Annotated in this window: 16 protein-coding genes and 1 tRNA gene; 8 read left to right on the top strand and 9 right to left on the bottom strand. The window is 65.3% G+C overall.

From position 1 onward, the window contains the following. Positions 1–139: 139 nt before the first annotated feature. From AAEZ08_RS20835 to AAEZ08_RS20805, 7 genes are all read left to right on the top strand, one after another. Positions 140–1225 carry a TRAP transporter substrate-binding protein gene (locus tag AAEZ08_RS20835; protein WP_500125066.1) on the top strand — a complete coding sequence of 362 codons (1086 nt, stop codon included), beginning with the start codon at positions 140–142 and terminating at the stop codon, positions 1223–1225. 72 nt (positions 1226–1297) lie between these two features. Next, positions 1298–1900 (top strand): TRAP transporter small permease subunit, encoded by a 603-nt coding sequence (locus tag AAEZ08_RS20830; RefSeq protein ID WP_011914296.1) that lies wholly within the window; start codon positions 1298–1300, stop codon positions 1898–1900. A gap of 16 nt (positions 1901–1916) precedes the next feature. Then, the gene (locus tag AAEZ08_RS20825; RefSeq protein WP_500125065.1) at positions 1917–3287 is read left to right on the top strand and encodes a TRAP transporter large permease; all 1371 of its coding nucleotides are present in this window, start codon (positions 1917–1919) and stop codon (positions 3285–3287) included. Positions 3288–3363: 76 nt separating this feature from the next. Further along, positions 3364–4863, top strand: a complete 1500-nt coding sequence (locus AAEZ08_RS20820; protein ID WP_500125064.1) for a sigma-54 interaction domain-containing protein — start codon at positions 3364–3366, stop codon at positions 4861–4863. A 111-nt stretch (positions 4864–4974) separates the two neighbouring features. Continuing rightward, positions 4975–5373, top strand: a complete 399-nt coding sequence (locus AAEZ08_RS20815; protein ID WP_500125063.1) for a DoxX family protein — start codon at positions 4975–4977, stop codon at positions 5371–5373. A 232-nt stretch (positions 5374–5605) separates the two neighbouring features. Then, positions 5606–7321, top strand: coding sequence for a tannase/feruloyl esterase family alpha/beta hydrolase (locus AAEZ08_RS20810; RefSeq protein WP_500125074.1), 1716 nt, complete (start codon positions 5606–5608; stop codon positions 7319–7321). A 265-nt stretch (positions 7322–7586) separates the two neighbouring features. Next, entirely contained in the window at positions 7587–8852 is a 1266-nt protein-coding gene (locus AAEZ08_RS20805) for an OprD family porin (RefSeq protein WP_500125062.1), read from the top strand. A gap of 121 nt (positions 8853–8973) precedes the next feature. Here the strand turns inward: AAEZ08_RS20805 and AAEZ08_RS20800 are convergent, their stop codons facing one another. The 8 genes from AAEZ08_RS20800 to otsB all read right to left on the bottom strand — a co-directional run bounded on the left by AAEZ08_RS20800 (position 8974) and on the right by otsB (position 14181). Continuing rightward, entirely contained in the window at positions 8974–9135 is a 162-nt protein-coding gene (locus AAEZ08_RS20800; protein ID WP_181067089.1) for a hypothetical protein, read from the bottom strand. A gap of 168 nt (positions 9136–9303) precedes the next feature. After that, entirely contained in the window at positions 9304–9513 is a 210-nt protein-coding gene (locus AAEZ08_RS20795; RefSeq protein ID WP_500125061.1) for a hypothetical protein, read from the bottom strand. A 240-nt stretch (positions 9514–9753) separates the two neighbouring features. Further along, positions 9754–10035: a hypothetical protein gene (locus AAEZ08_RS20790; protein WP_102821592.1), complete on the bottom strand. Its 282-nt coding sequence runs from the start codon at positions 10033–10035 to the stop codon at positions 9754–9756. A 90-nt stretch (positions 10036–10125) separates the two neighbouring features. Beyond that, positions 10126–10202: transfer RNA gene (locus AAEZ08_RS20785), tRNA-Met, on the bottom strand. A gap of 146 nt (positions 10203–10348) precedes the next feature. Beyond that, a complete protein-coding gene (locus tag AAEZ08_RS20780; RefSeq protein WP_500125060.1) occupies positions 10349–11248 on the bottom strand; it encodes a DMT family transporter in 900 nt (299 codons plus the stop codon). Continuing rightward, positions 11248–11892 (bottom strand): carbonate dehydratase, encoded by a 645-nt coding sequence (can, locus tag AAEZ08_RS20775; protein WP_500125059.1) that lies wholly within the window; start codon positions 11890–11892, stop codon positions 11248–11250. Before can ends, AAEZ08_RS20780 begins: the two co-directional genes overlap by 1 nt. An 80-nt stretch (positions 11893–11972) precedes the next feature. Then, the gene (gene otsA / locus AAEZ08_RS20770; RefSeq protein ID WP_500125058.1) at positions 11973–13388 is read right to left on the bottom strand and encodes an alpha,alpha-trehalose-phosphate synthase (UDP-forming); all 1416 of its coding nucleotides are present in this window, start codon (positions 13386–13388) and stop codon (positions 11973–11975) included. A gap of 16 nt (positions 13389–13404) precedes the next feature. After that, complete coding sequence (otsB, locus tag AAEZ08_RS20765) at positions 13405–14181, bottom strand: trehalose-phosphatase (protein ID WP_500125057.1); 777 nt, start codon at positions 14179–14181, stop codon at positions 13405–13407. Between the two features lie 180 nt (positions 14182–14361). On the opposite strand from otsB, the gene AAEZ08_RS20760 reads away from it, so the two are divergent. Continuing rightward, on the top strand, positions 14362–14904 hold the full coding sequence (locus tag AAEZ08_RS20760; RefSeq protein WP_102821589.1) for a hypothetical protein: 543 nt from the start codon (positions 14362–14364) through the stop codon (positions 14902–14904). 547 nt (positions 14905–15451) lie between these two features. Here the strand turns inward: AAEZ08_RS20760 and rimI are convergent. Next, positions 15452–15904, bottom strand: a complete 453-nt coding sequence (gene rimI, locus AAEZ08_RS20755) for a ribosomal protein S18-alanine N-acetyltransferase (protein ID WP_003281964.1) — start codon at positions 15902–15904, stop codon at positions 15452–15454. Position 15905 lies beyond the last annotated feature (1 nt).

Here is a 15905-nt window from a genome sequence, read left to right as displayed (position 1 = left end):
AACCAAAGAACAAGACTGGCGCCGGATCGGCAGCATCGGCTCGGCCTCTATTCTTGTTCTGGCCTGTTAACGCCCTCGACCCACGGGCAGTTACGCGTCCGCCCTCGGGCACCAGAACAACAACAAGAAGGAAACCTGCATGTCGACCAAGAACAAACTCTCCCGTATCGCCTGCGCCATCGGTGCGACCACCCTGCTCGGCGCCAGCCTGCTCAGTGGCGTCGCCAGCGCCGCGGAAAAGATCCGCTGGCAGGTGCCGCTGGCCTTCCCTTCCCACCTGATCGGCCTCTCCACTCCGGTCAAGCATCTTTCCGAATCGCTCAAGGCCGTGTCCGGCGGTGATATACAGCTGCGCTACTACGAGCCGGGCGAGCTGGTGCCGCCGTTCGAGATCATGGATGCGGTGAGCAGCGGCAAGTACCCGGCCGGCTACACCTGGATCGGCTACGACCAGGGCACCATCCCGGCCCTGCCGCTGTACTCCGGCGCGCCGTTCAACATGGAGCCGCCGGCGCACCTGGCCTGGTACTACCAGGGCGACGGCAAGAAGCTGCTCGAGGAGATCTACGCCGAGCGCAACATCCACCCGATGCTGTGCAGCATCATCGGCCCGGAAGGCGCCGGCTGGTTCGCCAAGCCCGTCGAGAAGCTGGACGACTTCGACGGCCTGCGCATCCGCTTCGCCGGTATCGGCGGCAAGGTGCTGGAAAAGCTCGGCGCCTCGGTGACCATGGTGCCGGGCGGCGAGATCTATCAGGCGCTGGAGCGCAAGACCATCGACGCCACCGAGTTCTCGCAGCCGGCGGTGGACAAGATGCTCGGCCTGGACCAGATCATCAAGAACTACATCATGCCCGGCTGGCACCAGACGCTGACCACCTCGCACCTGCTGGTGAACAAGGACGTCTGGGACGAGCTCAAGCCGGAAAGCCGCGCGCTGATCGAGATGGGTTGCGAGTCGGCCACGCTCAAGGGCTTCGCCGAAAGCGAGTGGGCACAGCCGACTGCCCTGCGTGACTACCAGAAGCAGGGCGTGAAGGCCCAGGTGCTGCCTGAGCCGGTATTGCGCGAGCTGCAGAAAGTCACCGACGAAGTGCTCGACGAGATGGCTGCCAAGGACGAGATGTTCAAGCGCGTGCTGACCAGCCAGCGCGAGTTCATGAAGCACCATTCGATCTGGCACGGCATGGGCTACCTGCCGCGCGATTTCTACAAGTACGACTGACAGCTGTACTGCAGCCCGCGGGCACGGCAACGTGCCCGCGTTCTTCACCTCTGTCGAGATTTCGAGGTCGCCGTGTCCTTCAAGCCCGTCTCTCCCGATGCGCCAGCGCCTGACGCGCTGCCGTACAACCGCATTTCGCGACCGCTGGACCGCCTGCTGGTCGCCATCGGCCAAGCCAGCGCCTGGCTCTGGCTGGCGGTTCTGCTGGTGGTACTGGCCAACGTGTTCAGTCGCTTCGCCCTCTCGCGCGGTTCCATTGCGCTGGAAGAACTGTCCTGGCACCTGTTCGGCGCCGCGCTGATGCTCGCCCTCGCCTACGCCGTGGTGCGCGACGACCATGTGCGCGTCGACGTGCTGCGCGAGCGCTTCAGCCTGCGCAGCCAGGCCTGGATCGAGCTGCTGGCCATCGCTCTGCTGGCGCTGCCGGTGATCGTGCTGATGATCGATGCGCTGATCCCCTACGCCTACAAGGCCTACCTCTACAACGAACGCTCCCAGGCGCCCAGTGGGCTGCCCTACCGCTTCATCTTCAAGAGCGTGCTGCCCATCGGCCTCGTGCTGGTGGCGCTGGCGCTGCTGTCCCGCGCGCTGCGCTGCAGCACGCTGCTGTTCAATTTCCCGCGGGCCCTGACGGCCCCCTCGGACGAGCGCGACCGCACTCGTTCGCAGCCCTGATGGAGTAGTCGCAATCATGGGTCTGGAAGCAATCCTCGTCATCGCCATGTTCGCCAGCTTCATGGGCCTGCTGCTGCTCGGCTTCCCGGTCGCCTGGTCGCTGGCCGGCATCGGCCTGCTGTTCGCCGTGCTCGGCTATGTGCTGGTGGAACACTTCGACGCCAATCTCTGGTTCACCTGGGACGGCACCATCGGCGTGCTCGACGCGCGCATCTACGGCATCGTCGCCAACGAGCTGATGGTCGCCCTGCCGCTGTTCATCTTCATGGGCATCATGCTCGACCGCTCCGGCATCGCCGAACGCCTGATGCACAGCCTGGTGCGCGTGCTCGGCCCGCTGCGCGGCGGCTACGCGGTGACCGTGGTGGTGGTCGGCATCCTGCTCGCCGCCTCCACCGGCATCGTCGGCGCATCAGTGGCGCTGCTCGGCATGCTCTCCATCGGGCCGATGCTGCAGGCCAACTACAACAAGAGCCTGGCGGTGGGCACCGCCTGCTCGGTGGGCACCCTGGGCATCCTGATTCCGCCGAGCATCATGCTGGTGCTGATGGCCGACCGCCTCGGCACGTCGGAAGCCTCGGTGGGCAAGCTGTTCATGGGCGCGCTGATCCCGGGGATGATGCTCGCGCTGATGTACATCCTCTACATCGTGATCGTCGCCTGGCTGAAGAAGGACTTCGCGCCGGCGCCGGCCAACCGGTCCAAGCTCGACGGCCGCGCGCTGCTCGACGTGTTCTGGGCCGTGGTGCCGCCGCTGGCGCTGATCTTCGCCGTGCTCGGCTCGATCTTCTTCGGCATCGCCACCACCACCGAGGCTTCGGCGGTCGGCGCCTTCGGTGCGTTGCTGATGGCCGCGGCCAGCCGCCGCCTGAACCTGTCGGTGCTCAAGGATGCGCTGTACCAGACCAGCCGCACCGCCGCCTTCATCTTCGGCATCTTCATCGGCGCCACGGTATTCGCCGCCGTGCTGCGCGGCCTGGGTGGCGACGACGTGATCCGTGCGGCGCTCACCGGCCTGCCGTTCGGCCAGACCGGCGTGCTGCTCACCGTGCTGGCGATCACCTTCCTGCTGGGGTTCTTCCTCGACTGGGTGGAGATCACCCTGATCATCCTGCCGCTGGTGGCGCCGGTGCTGTTCTCCATGGGCGTCGATCCGCTGTGGTTCGCGATTCTCTTCGCGCTCTGCCTGCAGACCTCGTTCCTCACGCCGCCGGTGGGCTTCGCGCTGTTCTACATCAAGGGCGTCTGCCCACCGGGCATCACTACCCGCGATGTCTACCTCGGCGTGCTGCCCTATATCCTCATCCAACTGCTCGGCCTGGCCCTGGTGTTCTATTTCGCACCGCTGGCCACCTGGTTGCCGAACGATGTGTATTCCCAGCCCTGAGCATGTCCCGGTTGCCTTGCCCGTGGCAGCCGGGGCCAACCATAATCGGCCGCTCCAGAACGGACCCTGACTGCCCATGAGCATTGCCCGCGACGCACTCGACAACCACGGCCTGATCGTCGGCGTATCCCCGGAACGTTTCCGTGCCGTGGCCATGCCTCTGTTGTTCGATCACCTCAACGCGCAGTGTGAGGGCACCATCGCGGTCAACCGGCAGGCGCGCATCGTCTGGATCAACGACAAGTACGCCGAGAAGGTCGGTATTCGCGATCCGTCCAGCGTGCTCGGCAAGGAGATCGAGGAAGTGCTGCCGGCCAGCCGCCTGCGCGAGGTGGTGGAAAGCGGCCAGCCGAGCATGCTCGACCTGATGGCCTTCGGCGACGAGCACTTCGTGGTCACCCGCATTCCGCTGCGCGACGAGGACGGCACCCTGGTCGGCGCGCTGGGCTTCGTGCTGTTCGACCGCGCTCGCCACCTCAAGCCGCTGATGTCCAAGTACACCAGCCTGCAGACCCAGCTGGTCGCCACCCAGAACGAACTGGCCAAGGCACGCCGGGTGCGTTACACCATCGCCGGCTTCATCGGTAACAGCCCGGCCGCCAGCGAGATCAAGCGCCAGGCCCGGCGCGCCGCGCAGCTCGATGCCACGGTGCTGCTGCGTGGCGAGACCGGCACCGGCAAGGAGCTGCTGGCCCAGGGCATCCATAACCTCTCACCGCGGGCGCGCGGGCCCTTCGTCGCGGTCAACGTCGCGGCAATTCCGGAAAGCCTGGTCGAGGCCGAACTGTTCGGCACCGCGCCGGGCGCCTTTACCGGCGCCGACCGCAAGGCGCGCATCGGCAAGTTCGAGGTAGCCAACGGCGGCACGCTGTTCCTTGACGAGATCGGCGACCTGCCCCTGCCACTGCAGGCCAAGCTCTTGCGCGTGCTGCAGGAGCAGGAGGTCGAGCCGCTCGGCTCCAACCAGGTCAAGACGCTCAACGTGCGGGTCATCGCCGCGACGCATATCGACCTGGAAGCCAAGGTCGCCGCCGGCCAGTTCCGCGACGACCTCTACTACCGCCTTAATGTCCTCGCCCTGCGCGTGCCGCCGTTGCGCGAGCGCGCCAGCGACATCCCCGCCGTGGTCGAGCACCTACTCGACGACATCGCCAACCGCTCCGGGCAGCCGCCGATGGAGCTGAGCCCCGAGGCGCTGGCGCTGCTCTGCGCGCAACCCTGGCGCGGCAACGTGCGCGAGCTGGGCAACCTGCTGGAGCGTGCGCAGCTGTCCGCCGACGGCCCGCAGCTGCAGGCCGCGCACCTACTGCCGCTGCTGGGCGAACAGGCGCGCTCGGCCGATGCGCCGGCCTATGCGTCAAGCGCGCCAAGCGCTGCCCTGCCGACCGAGGCTGCGCCGAGCGAAGAACTGCCGCTGCAACCGCTGGCGCAGACCCTCGCCCAGGCCGAGCGGCGCGCTTTGCAGAGCGCACTGGCCGCCTGCAAGGGCAACCGGCGGCGCGCCGCCATGGAACTCGGCATCTCCCGCGCGAGCCTCTACAGCAAGCTGCAGCAGCATGGCCTGAGCCAGCGCTGAACGGTCTAACCCGCGGCTTGGCCGTCATTGACGACGCGGCAATGTCACAGCGGCTGATCTACATTGGAGGCAGGGCCGCCGATTCCCGGCGCCGCAAGGGGACGCGCAACGATGACAGACGATGCAGGCAAACTGGTTCTCAGACTGGCAGTCGGCGTGCTGATGCTGCTGCATGGCATCCACAAGCTGCTGCATGGCGTGGACGGTATCGGCGGCATGCTGGCCGGCATGGGGCTGCCGGCCTTTCTCGCCTATGGCGTGTTCCTGGGCGAAGTGGTCGGCCCGCTGCTGGTGATCGTCGGCCTGTATACCCGCCTCGGAGCCCTGCTGATGCTGGGCAACATGGTCGTCGCCCTCGCCCTGGCGCACCGGGCCGAGCTGTTCGACATCGGGCCGATGGGCGGCTGGGCCATCGAACTGCAGGGCCTGTTCCTGTTCGGCTCGCTGGCCATCTTGCTGCTCGGCGCCGGGCGCTACAGCGTCGGCGGGCTGAACGGCCGCTACAACTAGCCACCTGAGTGTCCGGCGCGGCGGACATCGCTTCACCTGAACTCCGCGGGGCCGAACATCTTTCTGCCTCCCCCAACGGCTTCCGCATCCCCGCCCTAGAGCCCTCGCCCCGACGGCGATGACCGGCTATCGCCTGCTCTCGCCTCCTTCCGCCCGCTGGCATGTCATTGGCTTGAGCGCTTATGCGCCCAACCCGGCGCATCGGCTCGACAACAACAAGAAGGAAGCCCCAATGATGCCTATCCGTAGCAATCCGTTTACCCGCCGCGCGCTGTGCCTGACGCCCTTGGCGCTGGCCCTACTTGCCGCCGAATCAGTACAGGCGGCGACCTGCACCGAACTGCTCGGCCGCGAGATTCCGGCCCAGGCCATCGGCCTGCCCACCAGCGGCGCCCGCGTCACGGCGGCGACCCCGGTGGCCGCCGGCGGCAGCGCCCCGCAGATGTTCGGCGCCTATTGCGATGTCAGCGCCGAGATTCGCCCGGTCGATCCCGCCGCACCGGCAATCCGCATGCGCCTGGTGCTGCCCGAACAATGGAACCGCAAGGCGATGATGTTCGGCGGCGGCGGTTACAACGGCACGGTGCCGAACGTCGCCGGCAACGTCCCCGCCGGCCCGCTGGATCAACCCACGCCGCTCGGCCGTGGCTACGCGGTGTTCGGTAGCGACTCCGGGCACGTCGCCGACCCGACGAGCCCCGGCGCCTTTGCCTGGAATGACGAAGCGCTGGCCAACTACGCCCACGACGCGCTGAAGAAAACCCGCGACGCCGCGGTTTACCTGATCGAACAACGCTACGGCGCCGCGCCCGAGCGCAGCTATTTCGCCGGTGGTTCCACCGGTGGTCGCGAGGCGCTGGCCGTGGTGCAGCAATGGCCGACCGATTTCAACGGTGTGATCGCTCTCTACCCCGCCTATAACGCCCTGGCGCTGGACCTGCAGTTCGGCCGCATCACCCGTGCACTCGCCCAGCCCGGTGCCTTCCCCAGCCTGGAGAAACGCGCCGCATTGCTCGAAGCGGCGATGCAGGCCTGCGACAAGTTGGATGGCGTGCGCGACGGCGTGATCAGCCATCAGGCCGCCTGCAATGCGCAGTTCGACCCGGCCCGCGCCAAGCTCAACGGCAAACCGCTGCGCTGCCCGGGCGGTGCCGACACCTCGCAACGTTGCCTGTCGGATGCGCAGATCCAGGCGCTGCGGGTGTTCAACACGCCGATCCGCTTCAACTTCCGGCTGGCCGGCGGCGAAACCCACTACCCCGGCTTCAACACCTGGGGCACCGACCTCGGCCGGCCGGGTGAAGGCCTGCAGCTGGTGGTCAACCGCCTCGGCCTCAACACCCTGCAGCCGAGCTATCCGATGCCCGTGCACGGCACCGGCTTCGCCGAGGGCGCGCCCTACCACTCGGGGTTCTGGGATGAATGGGTGCGCTTCTTCGTGACGCGCAACCCCACCTTCAACTCGCTGACCCTCGACCCGCAGAACCCCGGCCCATGGCAGGCGCGCATCAGCGAGCTGTCGCTGCGCCAGGACGTCAACCAGACCGACCTCACCGCCTTTGCCCGCAACGGCGGCAAGATCCTCATGGCCCACGGCAGTTCCGACCAGCTGGTGAGCACCCGCGCCACCGCCGAGTATTACGAGCGCGTGCGCCGCGACATGGGCCCGGGCAGGACCAAGCACTTCCTGCGGTACTACGAGATCCCCGGCTACGGCCACGCCGCCAGCACCGTGTTCAACGCCGCCTGGGATTCACTGACCGCGCTAGAAGACTGGGTCGAACAGGGCCGCGCGCCGCGCCGGCAGGTCGTCGCCGATAGCATCGGCGTGCCCGGCCGCACCCGCCCGCTGTGCGAATACCCCGGCTGGCCGAAGTACGTCGGCAAGGGCGACGTGAACGCCGCGTCGAGCTTTGTCTGCGTCAAGAGTCGCAGGGGCACGCGCTGATCTGATCCGGCGCCGGTCTCACCCGCCGGCGCCGTCCAGTCTGCCCGACTGGACACCTCGACCCCGCAGAACACCACCGTCCGCCATACATGTCCAGTCCAACGGACGCACCGCAGCCCTCGCGGCAAGCCCAGCCAACCGCCCATAGATCGCTCTACCACGCGCCATCGCGGCGGGTGGCCACTCGAGCGCCACGACTGGCACGCCTTTCGCTCTATGCCCTGTAGCCGCCCGAGAGCGGCCCAAAACAACAAGAGGAAATACCATGCGACTGCACCACAAATCCCTCTGCCACATTCTCTGCGGCGGCGCCGTAGTGATCGCCACCAATCCCGCCAGCGCCGCCTTCATCGAAGACAGCAAGGCCAGCATCGACCTGCGCAACTTCTATATGAACCGCGACTTCCGGCAGTCTGGCGCTGCTCAGTCCAAGGCCGAGGAGTGGGCGCAGGGCTTCATGCTGAAAATGGAATCCGGCTACACCGAAGGCCCGATCGGCTTCGGCGTGGATGCCATCGGCCTGCTCGGCGTGAAGCTCGACTCCAGCCCCGACCGCGTCGGCACCGGCATCCTGCAGAGCGACCGCGAAGCGCCCAACCGCGCCCAGGACGACTACGGCTCCGCCGGTGTGACGGCCAAGGCCAAACTGTCCGCCACCACCCTGCATGTCGGCACCCTGCAACCCATCCTGCCGGTGGTGATGCGCAACGACAGCCGCCTGCTGCCGCAGACCTATCGCGGCGCCTGGCTGCAGAGCAAGGAGATCGACGGCCTGACCCTGGACCTCGGCAAGCTCGACCGCGTCAACCAGCGCAACTCCTCGGATAACGAGGAAATGACCGCCTTCAACGGCGGCCGCCGCAACATCCAGTTCGGCAGCCAGACCAGCAGCGACGAATTCCTCTTCGTCGGCGCGCGCTACGCCTGGTCGCCCGAGCTCAGCACCAGCTACTTCTACGGCGGGCTGGACGGCATCTACAAGGAGCACAACTTCGGCCTGGTTCATGTCCTGCCGCTCGGCGACAAGCAAAGCTTCAAGACCGACCTGCGCTACGTGCACCAGACCGACGACGGCGGCAGCAACGTCGACGCCGATGCCTTCGGCGCCATGTTCACCTACAAGCTCGGCGGCCACGCCTTCGGCGCCGGCTACCAGCAGCTCAACGGCGACACCGGCTTCGCCTACATCGCCGGCAGCGACAACTCGCTGGTCAACCTGGTGCAGATCAACGACTTCGGCAACGAGGACGAACGCTCCTGGCAGGTCCGCTACGACTACGACTTCGCCGCCATGGGCATCCCCGGCCTGAGCCTGATGACCCGCTACCTCTCCGGCGACAACGTCGACCGCGGCCCCGGCGCCAGCGAAGGCAAGACCTGGGAACGCAATACCGACCTCGCCTACGTGTTCCAGAGCGGCCCGCTGAAGAACCTCGGCCTGCGCCTGCGCAACGCCACCACCCGCAGCAACTTCGGCAGCGACCTGGACGAGAACCGCTTTATCGTCAGCTACAGCCTGCCGCTCTGGTAAGCACCACGCCGCAGCACCTCTCCTCGTTGGACTTCGCCGGGCCCCGCGCCCGGCTTTTTTCAGGCATAAAAAAGGCGACCCTCGGGCCGCCTATTTTCACGCTTCAGCCTTGCCTGTCGGCTCAGCCCTGCTTGGTGCCGCGCCGCAGCATCTCGTTCACCCGCTCCGCGGTATACACCCGCTTCGCCTCGTCGCTCGGCTTGTGCCGAACATCGAGCATCACACCCGCACTGATTGCCAACACACAAACGATCACCGAGACCGCAGACAGCAACGTATTCATCGCACGCCCTTCAGACACCAAAGAAACCGCTAGCGGAGGATAGCTCCCCGCGAAATGGCGCCGATTCTGCGCCGCACCACGGGTAACGTCAACGGCAAGAGAACCCGCCACAGACCGCTGATACCGCGGCCCCCACACGAATCAGCTCGCCAGCTATCGCCCCAGCTTTCACGGCAACGCAAGCTGCAGCCCGCCCAAGGCGAACCGCGCAAACACCGCCCAACCGACGGCACTGATCAGACCCAACGCCAGATAACCCACAACAATCCCCAACGCGATCTGCTTCCACAGCCCGGCATGGGGATCACGGCTGTAAACAACCGGCTCCACGGAATGAACATCCCGCTCGGCACGAATCTCATCGAAACGGTCACGCATGGTTTACCTCGGTAAACGGAACAGCAAATAGGTGGAACGACAAAGGGCGGCTAGCTTTGGCTAGGCGCCTTTGGATGTCTAGTGGAAGGCGACTAAGCGAGAGGGAGGGATCAGGTTTCCTGGGACACATGTCAGTGACCACGCGCTATGCGCACTGTCGCCGGATCATCTGGAATCGGCACTGCGGCTCTCGCCGCTCGCACAGAACAGACACTTCGAGCAGAAGCTAACCGCTCTAGATCAGAACAAGTGAAACTTAACGAACAGAAACGGGATGATGATCAAGAGCAAAGCCGTATTGTGCTGCCGCCTCGTCAGCCACACGAAAGCAACGAGTGACAACACGGTCGCCGGTAGCAAAAGGAGTTGATAGACATAGAAGGAGACGGCAAAACATTCGATCTGGCTGTCTTCAGGTCCGAGAAAGAACAGGCATTCCGTACTTAGCAAAGCAAGGGCAGTCCACCCAAGCGCGCCTAGAACCATTGCAGTTCTGAACAGCCATAGGGCGATCTTCTTCATAGCATCCTTTGCTAAAGCGAGCCGTAGCCAGCGCGTAGTCACCGGCACAAACAAAAAAGGGGCTAGCTTTCGCTAACCCCTTGTTTTGTCTGGTGGCTACACCGGGACTTGAACCTGGGACATCAGCATTATGAATGCTGCGCTCTAACCAACTGAGCTATGTAGCCAAGTGGCGCGCATTATTCTCTGGTCGGTTTTGGCTGTCAACCCTGGCCCCGCAGATTTTTTATCCTTTTCAAACGGTTAGTTACGAACGGTCCGGACCGCGCAGGTGGGCCGCACAGGCGGCCGCCTAGCTCGGAATGCTACGGGCTTAGCGGAAAGACGGCCGCGTGGCCAGCAGCAGGCCGGCGAAGATCAGGGCGCCGCCGATCCAGTGGAAGGGTTGCAGCGCTTCGCCCAGTAGCATCCAGCCGAGCAGCGCGGTGAATACCGGCATCAGGTAGCTGGCCATGGCGGCCTTGGCGGCGCCGACGACTTTTACCCCGTGGTTCCAGGCGAGGTAGGCGATCAGCGAGGCGAACACGGCGGTGTAGCCGATGGCGCCGAGGTTGGCCGGCGTGGCGGCGAAGCCCCCTACCCGGCTGAGTTCGTACAGGTAGAACGGCAGGATCAGCGGCACGCCAAGCAGCATCAGCACGCCGAGCAGCACCAGCGGTGGCACGGTAAGGAATCTCGACCAGCGCCGCAGCAGCAGCGTGTACAGCGCCCACACCAGCACGGCGAGCAGCATGATGAGGTCGCCGGCCTTGAACGACAGGCTGGCGAAGGTCTGCCAGCTGCCGCGGCTGATCAGGTAGAGCAGCCCCGCCGCCGCCACGGCCATGCCGAACCAGGCGCGGCGCAGTGGCCATTCACCGAGCAGAAAACCCGCCCCGATAAAGGTCGCCAGTGGCAGGCAGGTGTTCACCAGCGTCAGGTTGATCGCTTCGGTGCTTTGCGCGGCGGTATAGAGCAGCGAGTTGTAGCTGGCGATGCCGAGCGCGGCGATCACCGGCAAGCGCCAGCCGGCAGCACGCAGGGCCGCTCGATGGGTCCAGATGCCTTTCGCGACGAAGGGCAGCAGCAGCGTGGTGGCCAGCACCCAGCGCCAGAACGACAGGCTCAGCGGCGGAATTTGATCATAGAAGGCGCGCGCCACCAGTGCGTTGCCGCTCCAGCAGAGCACAGCGATGAGCAGACCGGCGAACGCCGGGGCGTGACGGCTGTTCATCAGGCGTTACGCAGTGGACGCAGGCGGTATTGCGACGGCAGCTGATCGAGCCCGCTGACGGTGACGTTGAGGTTCTTCCAGATGCCATCCTTGATGCCGTAGATGCAGCCATGCACGGCCAGCGGCTGGCCGCGGTGCCAGGCGTTCTGGACGATGGTGGTGTGGCTGACGTTGGCGACCTGCTGGATGACGTTGAGCTCGCAGAGACGGTCGACCTGCTCGTCTTCTGTGGCCAGCTTGGACAGGTGCACGCGATGCTCGTAGTAGAGGTCGCGGATGCTGCGCAGCCAGCCGTCGATCAGGCCCAGCTGGTCGTCACGCATGGAGGCACGCACGCCACCGCAGCCGTAGTGGCCGGTGACGAGGATGTGTTTGACCTTGAGCACGTCGACCGCGTACTGGATGACCGACAGGCAGTTGAGGTCGGTGTGCAGCACGACATTGGCGACGTTGCGATGAACAAAGAGATCGCCCGGCAACAGGCCGACGATCTCGTTGGCGGGCACGCGGGCATCGGAGCAGCCGATCCACAGGTATTCCGGTGCCTGCTGCTTGGACAGCTTCTCGAAGAAGGTGGGGTCTTCTTCCTTGATGGCCTCGGCCCAGCGGGCGTTGTTCTCGAACAGCGGTTCCAGCTCGCTCATCTATGTTGTCCCTATGGTTCGGCCCCGCACCTTACGAGCCGGCCTGGCCTTTGACAAGCAAGGCCGGCTCGCACGGGCGATCAGTCCGGCTCGACGAGTTCTTCCGTCTCGATGACCGTGGTGCTGGGCTGGGAGACGAACGAGCGCAGGTCACGCATGAAGTTGTCGCGCCAGGCATCCAGATCGGCGACACGAATGGCGCGCATCAAGTGCTCGTAGCGGTCCTTGCGTTCGGCGAGCGGCATGCTCAGCGCGCGGTCAAGGGCTTCGGCCATGCCGACGCAATCGTACGGATTGACGATCAGCGCCGAGGTCAGCTCGCGCGCCGCACCGGCGAAGCGCGACAGCACCAGCACGCCTGGGTTTTCCGGGTCCTGCGCGGCGACGTATTCCTTGGCGACCAGGTTCATGCCATCGCGCAGCGGGGTGACGAAGCCGACGTCGGCGGTGCGGAACAGGCCCATAAGCACCCGGCGGTCGTAACTCTTGTTGAGGTAGTGCAGCGGCGTCCAGTCGAGGTCGGAGAGACGCCCGTTGAGGTGCCCGGCCTGGCTTTCGAGCTGTTCGCGGATGTGCTGATAGGTGCGCACGTCGGAACGCGAGGTCGGCGCGATCTGCAGGAATTCGACGTTGTTGCGGTGCTTGGGATAACGGTCGAGGAACTCTTCGTAGGCGCGGAAGCGCTCGACCAGGCCCTTGGAGTAGTCCAGGCGGTCGACCGAGATGATGGTCTGCCGCTTGGTGTCGCTGGCGCGGCGCATAGGATGGGCGCGGCCCTTGTAGCCTTCGGCGAGCTTCTGGATTTCGTCCGGCACCACGCCGATCGGGTACACCCCTGCGCGGAAGTTCTGCCCGTAGGCGGTCAGGCTGCCGTCCGGCTCGATCACGCCGCGGACCTCTCGGGTGATGTAGTCCTGAAAGGCCAGTCGGTCGGTGTCGGTCTGGAAGCCGATCAGGTCGTAGTAGCAGAGGGTCTTCAGCAGCTCGTTGTGCGGCGGGATGGCGGTGAGGATTTCCGGCGCGGGAAACGGGATGTGCAGGAAGAAACCGATACGGTTGCGGATACCCAGCTGGCGACAGGCTTCGGCGAACGGAATCAAGTGGTAGTCGTGAATCCAGATAATGTCGTCGGGCTTGAGCAGCGGTAGGAGCTTCTCGGCCAGCATGGCGTTGACCCGCCGGTAGCCGTCGTATTCCTCGCGGCTGTAGCGGGCCAGGTCGATGCGGTAGTGAAAGATCGGCCACAGCGTGGCGTTGGAGAAGCCACGGTAATACTGGTCGTAGTCACGCTTGTTCAGCGGCAGCGTGACATAGGTGATGTTGCCGACTTCCTCGGTGTTGATGGTCGGGGTCGCGCTGATCTCGCCACTCCAGCCGAACCAGATGCCACCGGCCTGGCGCAGCGCATCGTAGACACCGACGGCCAGCCCTCCGGCGGCTACCTTGCCCGGTTTGATTGGCGCCACGCGGTTGGAAACCACTACTAAACGGCTCATGGCAGTAAATCTCGCTCTAGTCGGGTTTTATTCTGGGTTCGGCCGGTACACCGAGTTCGTTCAGCAGCGCTTCGATCCAGCTGCCGACGGCAGCCACCGACGCCACCCGTTCGCGGGCCTCGCTGGGGCCGTCGCCGACCTTGATGGACCGACCGTCGAGCGCATTGACGGCGGCAAAGCCGGCTTCGTCGGTGAGATCGTCGCCAAGGAACACGGGAGTGCAGCCGGAGAACGGCGCTTCCTGCATGAAGGCGCGGATCACCTCGCCCTTGCTCGCGCCGCGGGGCTTGAGTTCGAACACGCACTTGCCGGGCTGCAGGGACAGTACCTCGGCGTAACGCTGGGCGAAGTCTTCGGCGAGTGTGCGGGCCACCTCCTCCAGCTCCGGCGCCTGGCGAAAATGCAGGGCGAAGGCGACGCTCTTGTTCTCCAGGTGCAGACCTGGATGCTCGTTACAGACCTGCTGCAACTCACGCTGGATGCGCTCCAGCGCCTGATTGTCGAGTGCCAGGTTGCGCAGCTCACCCGTGGCATCACGACGCTCGGCACCGTGCACGCCGGCGGCGGGAAGTTGCAGGGGCGCCAGCAGCGCATCGAGCTGCGCGAGCGGTCGGCCGGAGATCACGGCGACGGGAATGCCGCTGGCATGCAGGCGTTCCAGGGCCGCGAGGGTGGCCGGTGGAATGAAGACGAGTTCCGGTCGGGGCTGAATCTCAGCCAGCGTTCCGTCGACATCGAAGAAGAAGGCGTAGCGCCGAGGCTCTGGCGCAGGTTGGTCGTTTTGATCATTCATGCAGAGTAGGACTCCGGATCACGCGCGGTGGTTCGTCCCCTTTTTCTCAAGACGCTCAGGCATCTACGGCCGCAAGAAAGGATGGACCCGAATGGCGTTATCGGCCAGCCGACGGCCCTGAATCTTCCCAGGGCGGCCGGGTCACAACCTGCATGACCGACGTTCTGACAGGAGACGATCATGAGCGATCAAAAACCCTACACCCCAACGGAAATCGACAACACCGAAGACCGCATGGGCTCCATCGAACAGCTCGATTTCGATCAGCGCCGTGACGAGCGCAAGGGCCGCATCGGCGACGAAGTGCCCGGTGAACAGGTGGCCGACGAGTTCACCGCCGAACGCGCGGCCGAAGCAGGCATGACAGCCGGTGAAGTCCCGGATGGCGAGACCACCATGGACGACATGGCGCCGGAAACGCTGATCCCCGAGGATGGCGCGCGCTCGCCGAGCGAACGCGGCCATGGCGGCCCTGCGGACCAGGATCTGAGCGTGGTTTCAGAGCATGAGATCGGCGCCGACGTGGATCTCGACGAAGCCGAGCTGGGCCGCCAAGACCCACTCGACGGCAAGCCGTGGGACGGCCCCGCAAAAGGCGACGAAGACACCGGACTTGGCGGCGGCGATGCGGTATTGCGTGAGGACGACAGCGTGCTGTCCGACGAAGAACTGGAAGGCGAAGCCCCGCTGGATTCGGGACGGGACAAGCGGCCGGGGGAATAGAGCGGAGCCATTTGCCGCAAGCCATAGGTACCTGCGCAACGAGAACCCGGATGGACGCTGCCGCAACGGGGGCGTCCCGCCAGGTACCTGTAGGGTGGGCATCAGCCCACCAAATAACCGAGACCACGCGAATCGGTGGGCTAAAGCCCACCCTACGGCGTGGGTGCGCCGTAGCGATGGTTAGCCTATTCCAAGCAGCCGAATCAGCCCTCATGAGCGCCCGCCGCGCAGCAGTGCATACGTAGGGTGGGCTTCAGCCCACCCAAAAACCGAGACCGCGCGAAGCGGTGGGCTAAAGCCCTCTACGGTATGGGTGCGCCGTGGCGATGATTGGCCCATTCCGGGCAGCCAAATCAGCCACCGCATGGCAGCGGCATCGCAGTGTAGCAGCGCACACGTAGGGTGGGCTTCAGCCCACCAGATGACCGACGCCCCGCGAAGGCGTTGGGCTAAAGCCCACCCTACGACATGGGTGCGCCGTAGAGATAATTGGGCCGCTCCCAGGGAGCGAGCCCTCGTATGACTGAGCCTTCAGCCGACCCGGCGATCAATCCAGCAACGTGCAGGCCATGACCAGCGCATCTTCACGGCCGTCCGCCGCAGGGTAGTACGCTCGCCGCCGGCCGACTTCGTTGAAGCCATAACGCTCGTAAAGCCGATAGGCCGTGGTGTTGCTCGCACGTACTTCGAGGAAGCATTCGCGGCCGCCGCGTTCGCGGGCACGCTCCATCAGATGCTCGAGCAGGCGCAGGCCGAGGCCGCGGCCCTGGCTCTGCGGCTTGACGGTGATATTGAGCAGGTGCGCCTCGTCGAGGATCAGGTTGATCACACCGTGGCCGACCTGCTGCTCGCCCTCGAACATCACCCAGCACTCGTAGGCACTCAGCGCGTCGTTGAAGATGCCACGCGTCCAGGGGTGACTGAAGGCGGCGTACTCGATCTTCAACACGGCTTCGATGTCCGCCGCGGTCATCGGGCGGAAGCTGACAGCATCACTCATC

It is taken from the genome of Pseudomonas sp. E45-MNA-CIBAN-0222 (assembly GCF_040310405.1).
In the GTDB taxonomy this organism is placed as follows: Bacteria; Pseudomonadota; Gammaproteobacteria; order Pseudomonadales; family Pseudomonadaceae; genus Stutzerimonas; species Stutzerimonas stutzeri_AC.
Note: the sequence above shows the minus strand (reverse complement) of the source record. Positions and strands in the feature narration are given on the sequence as shown.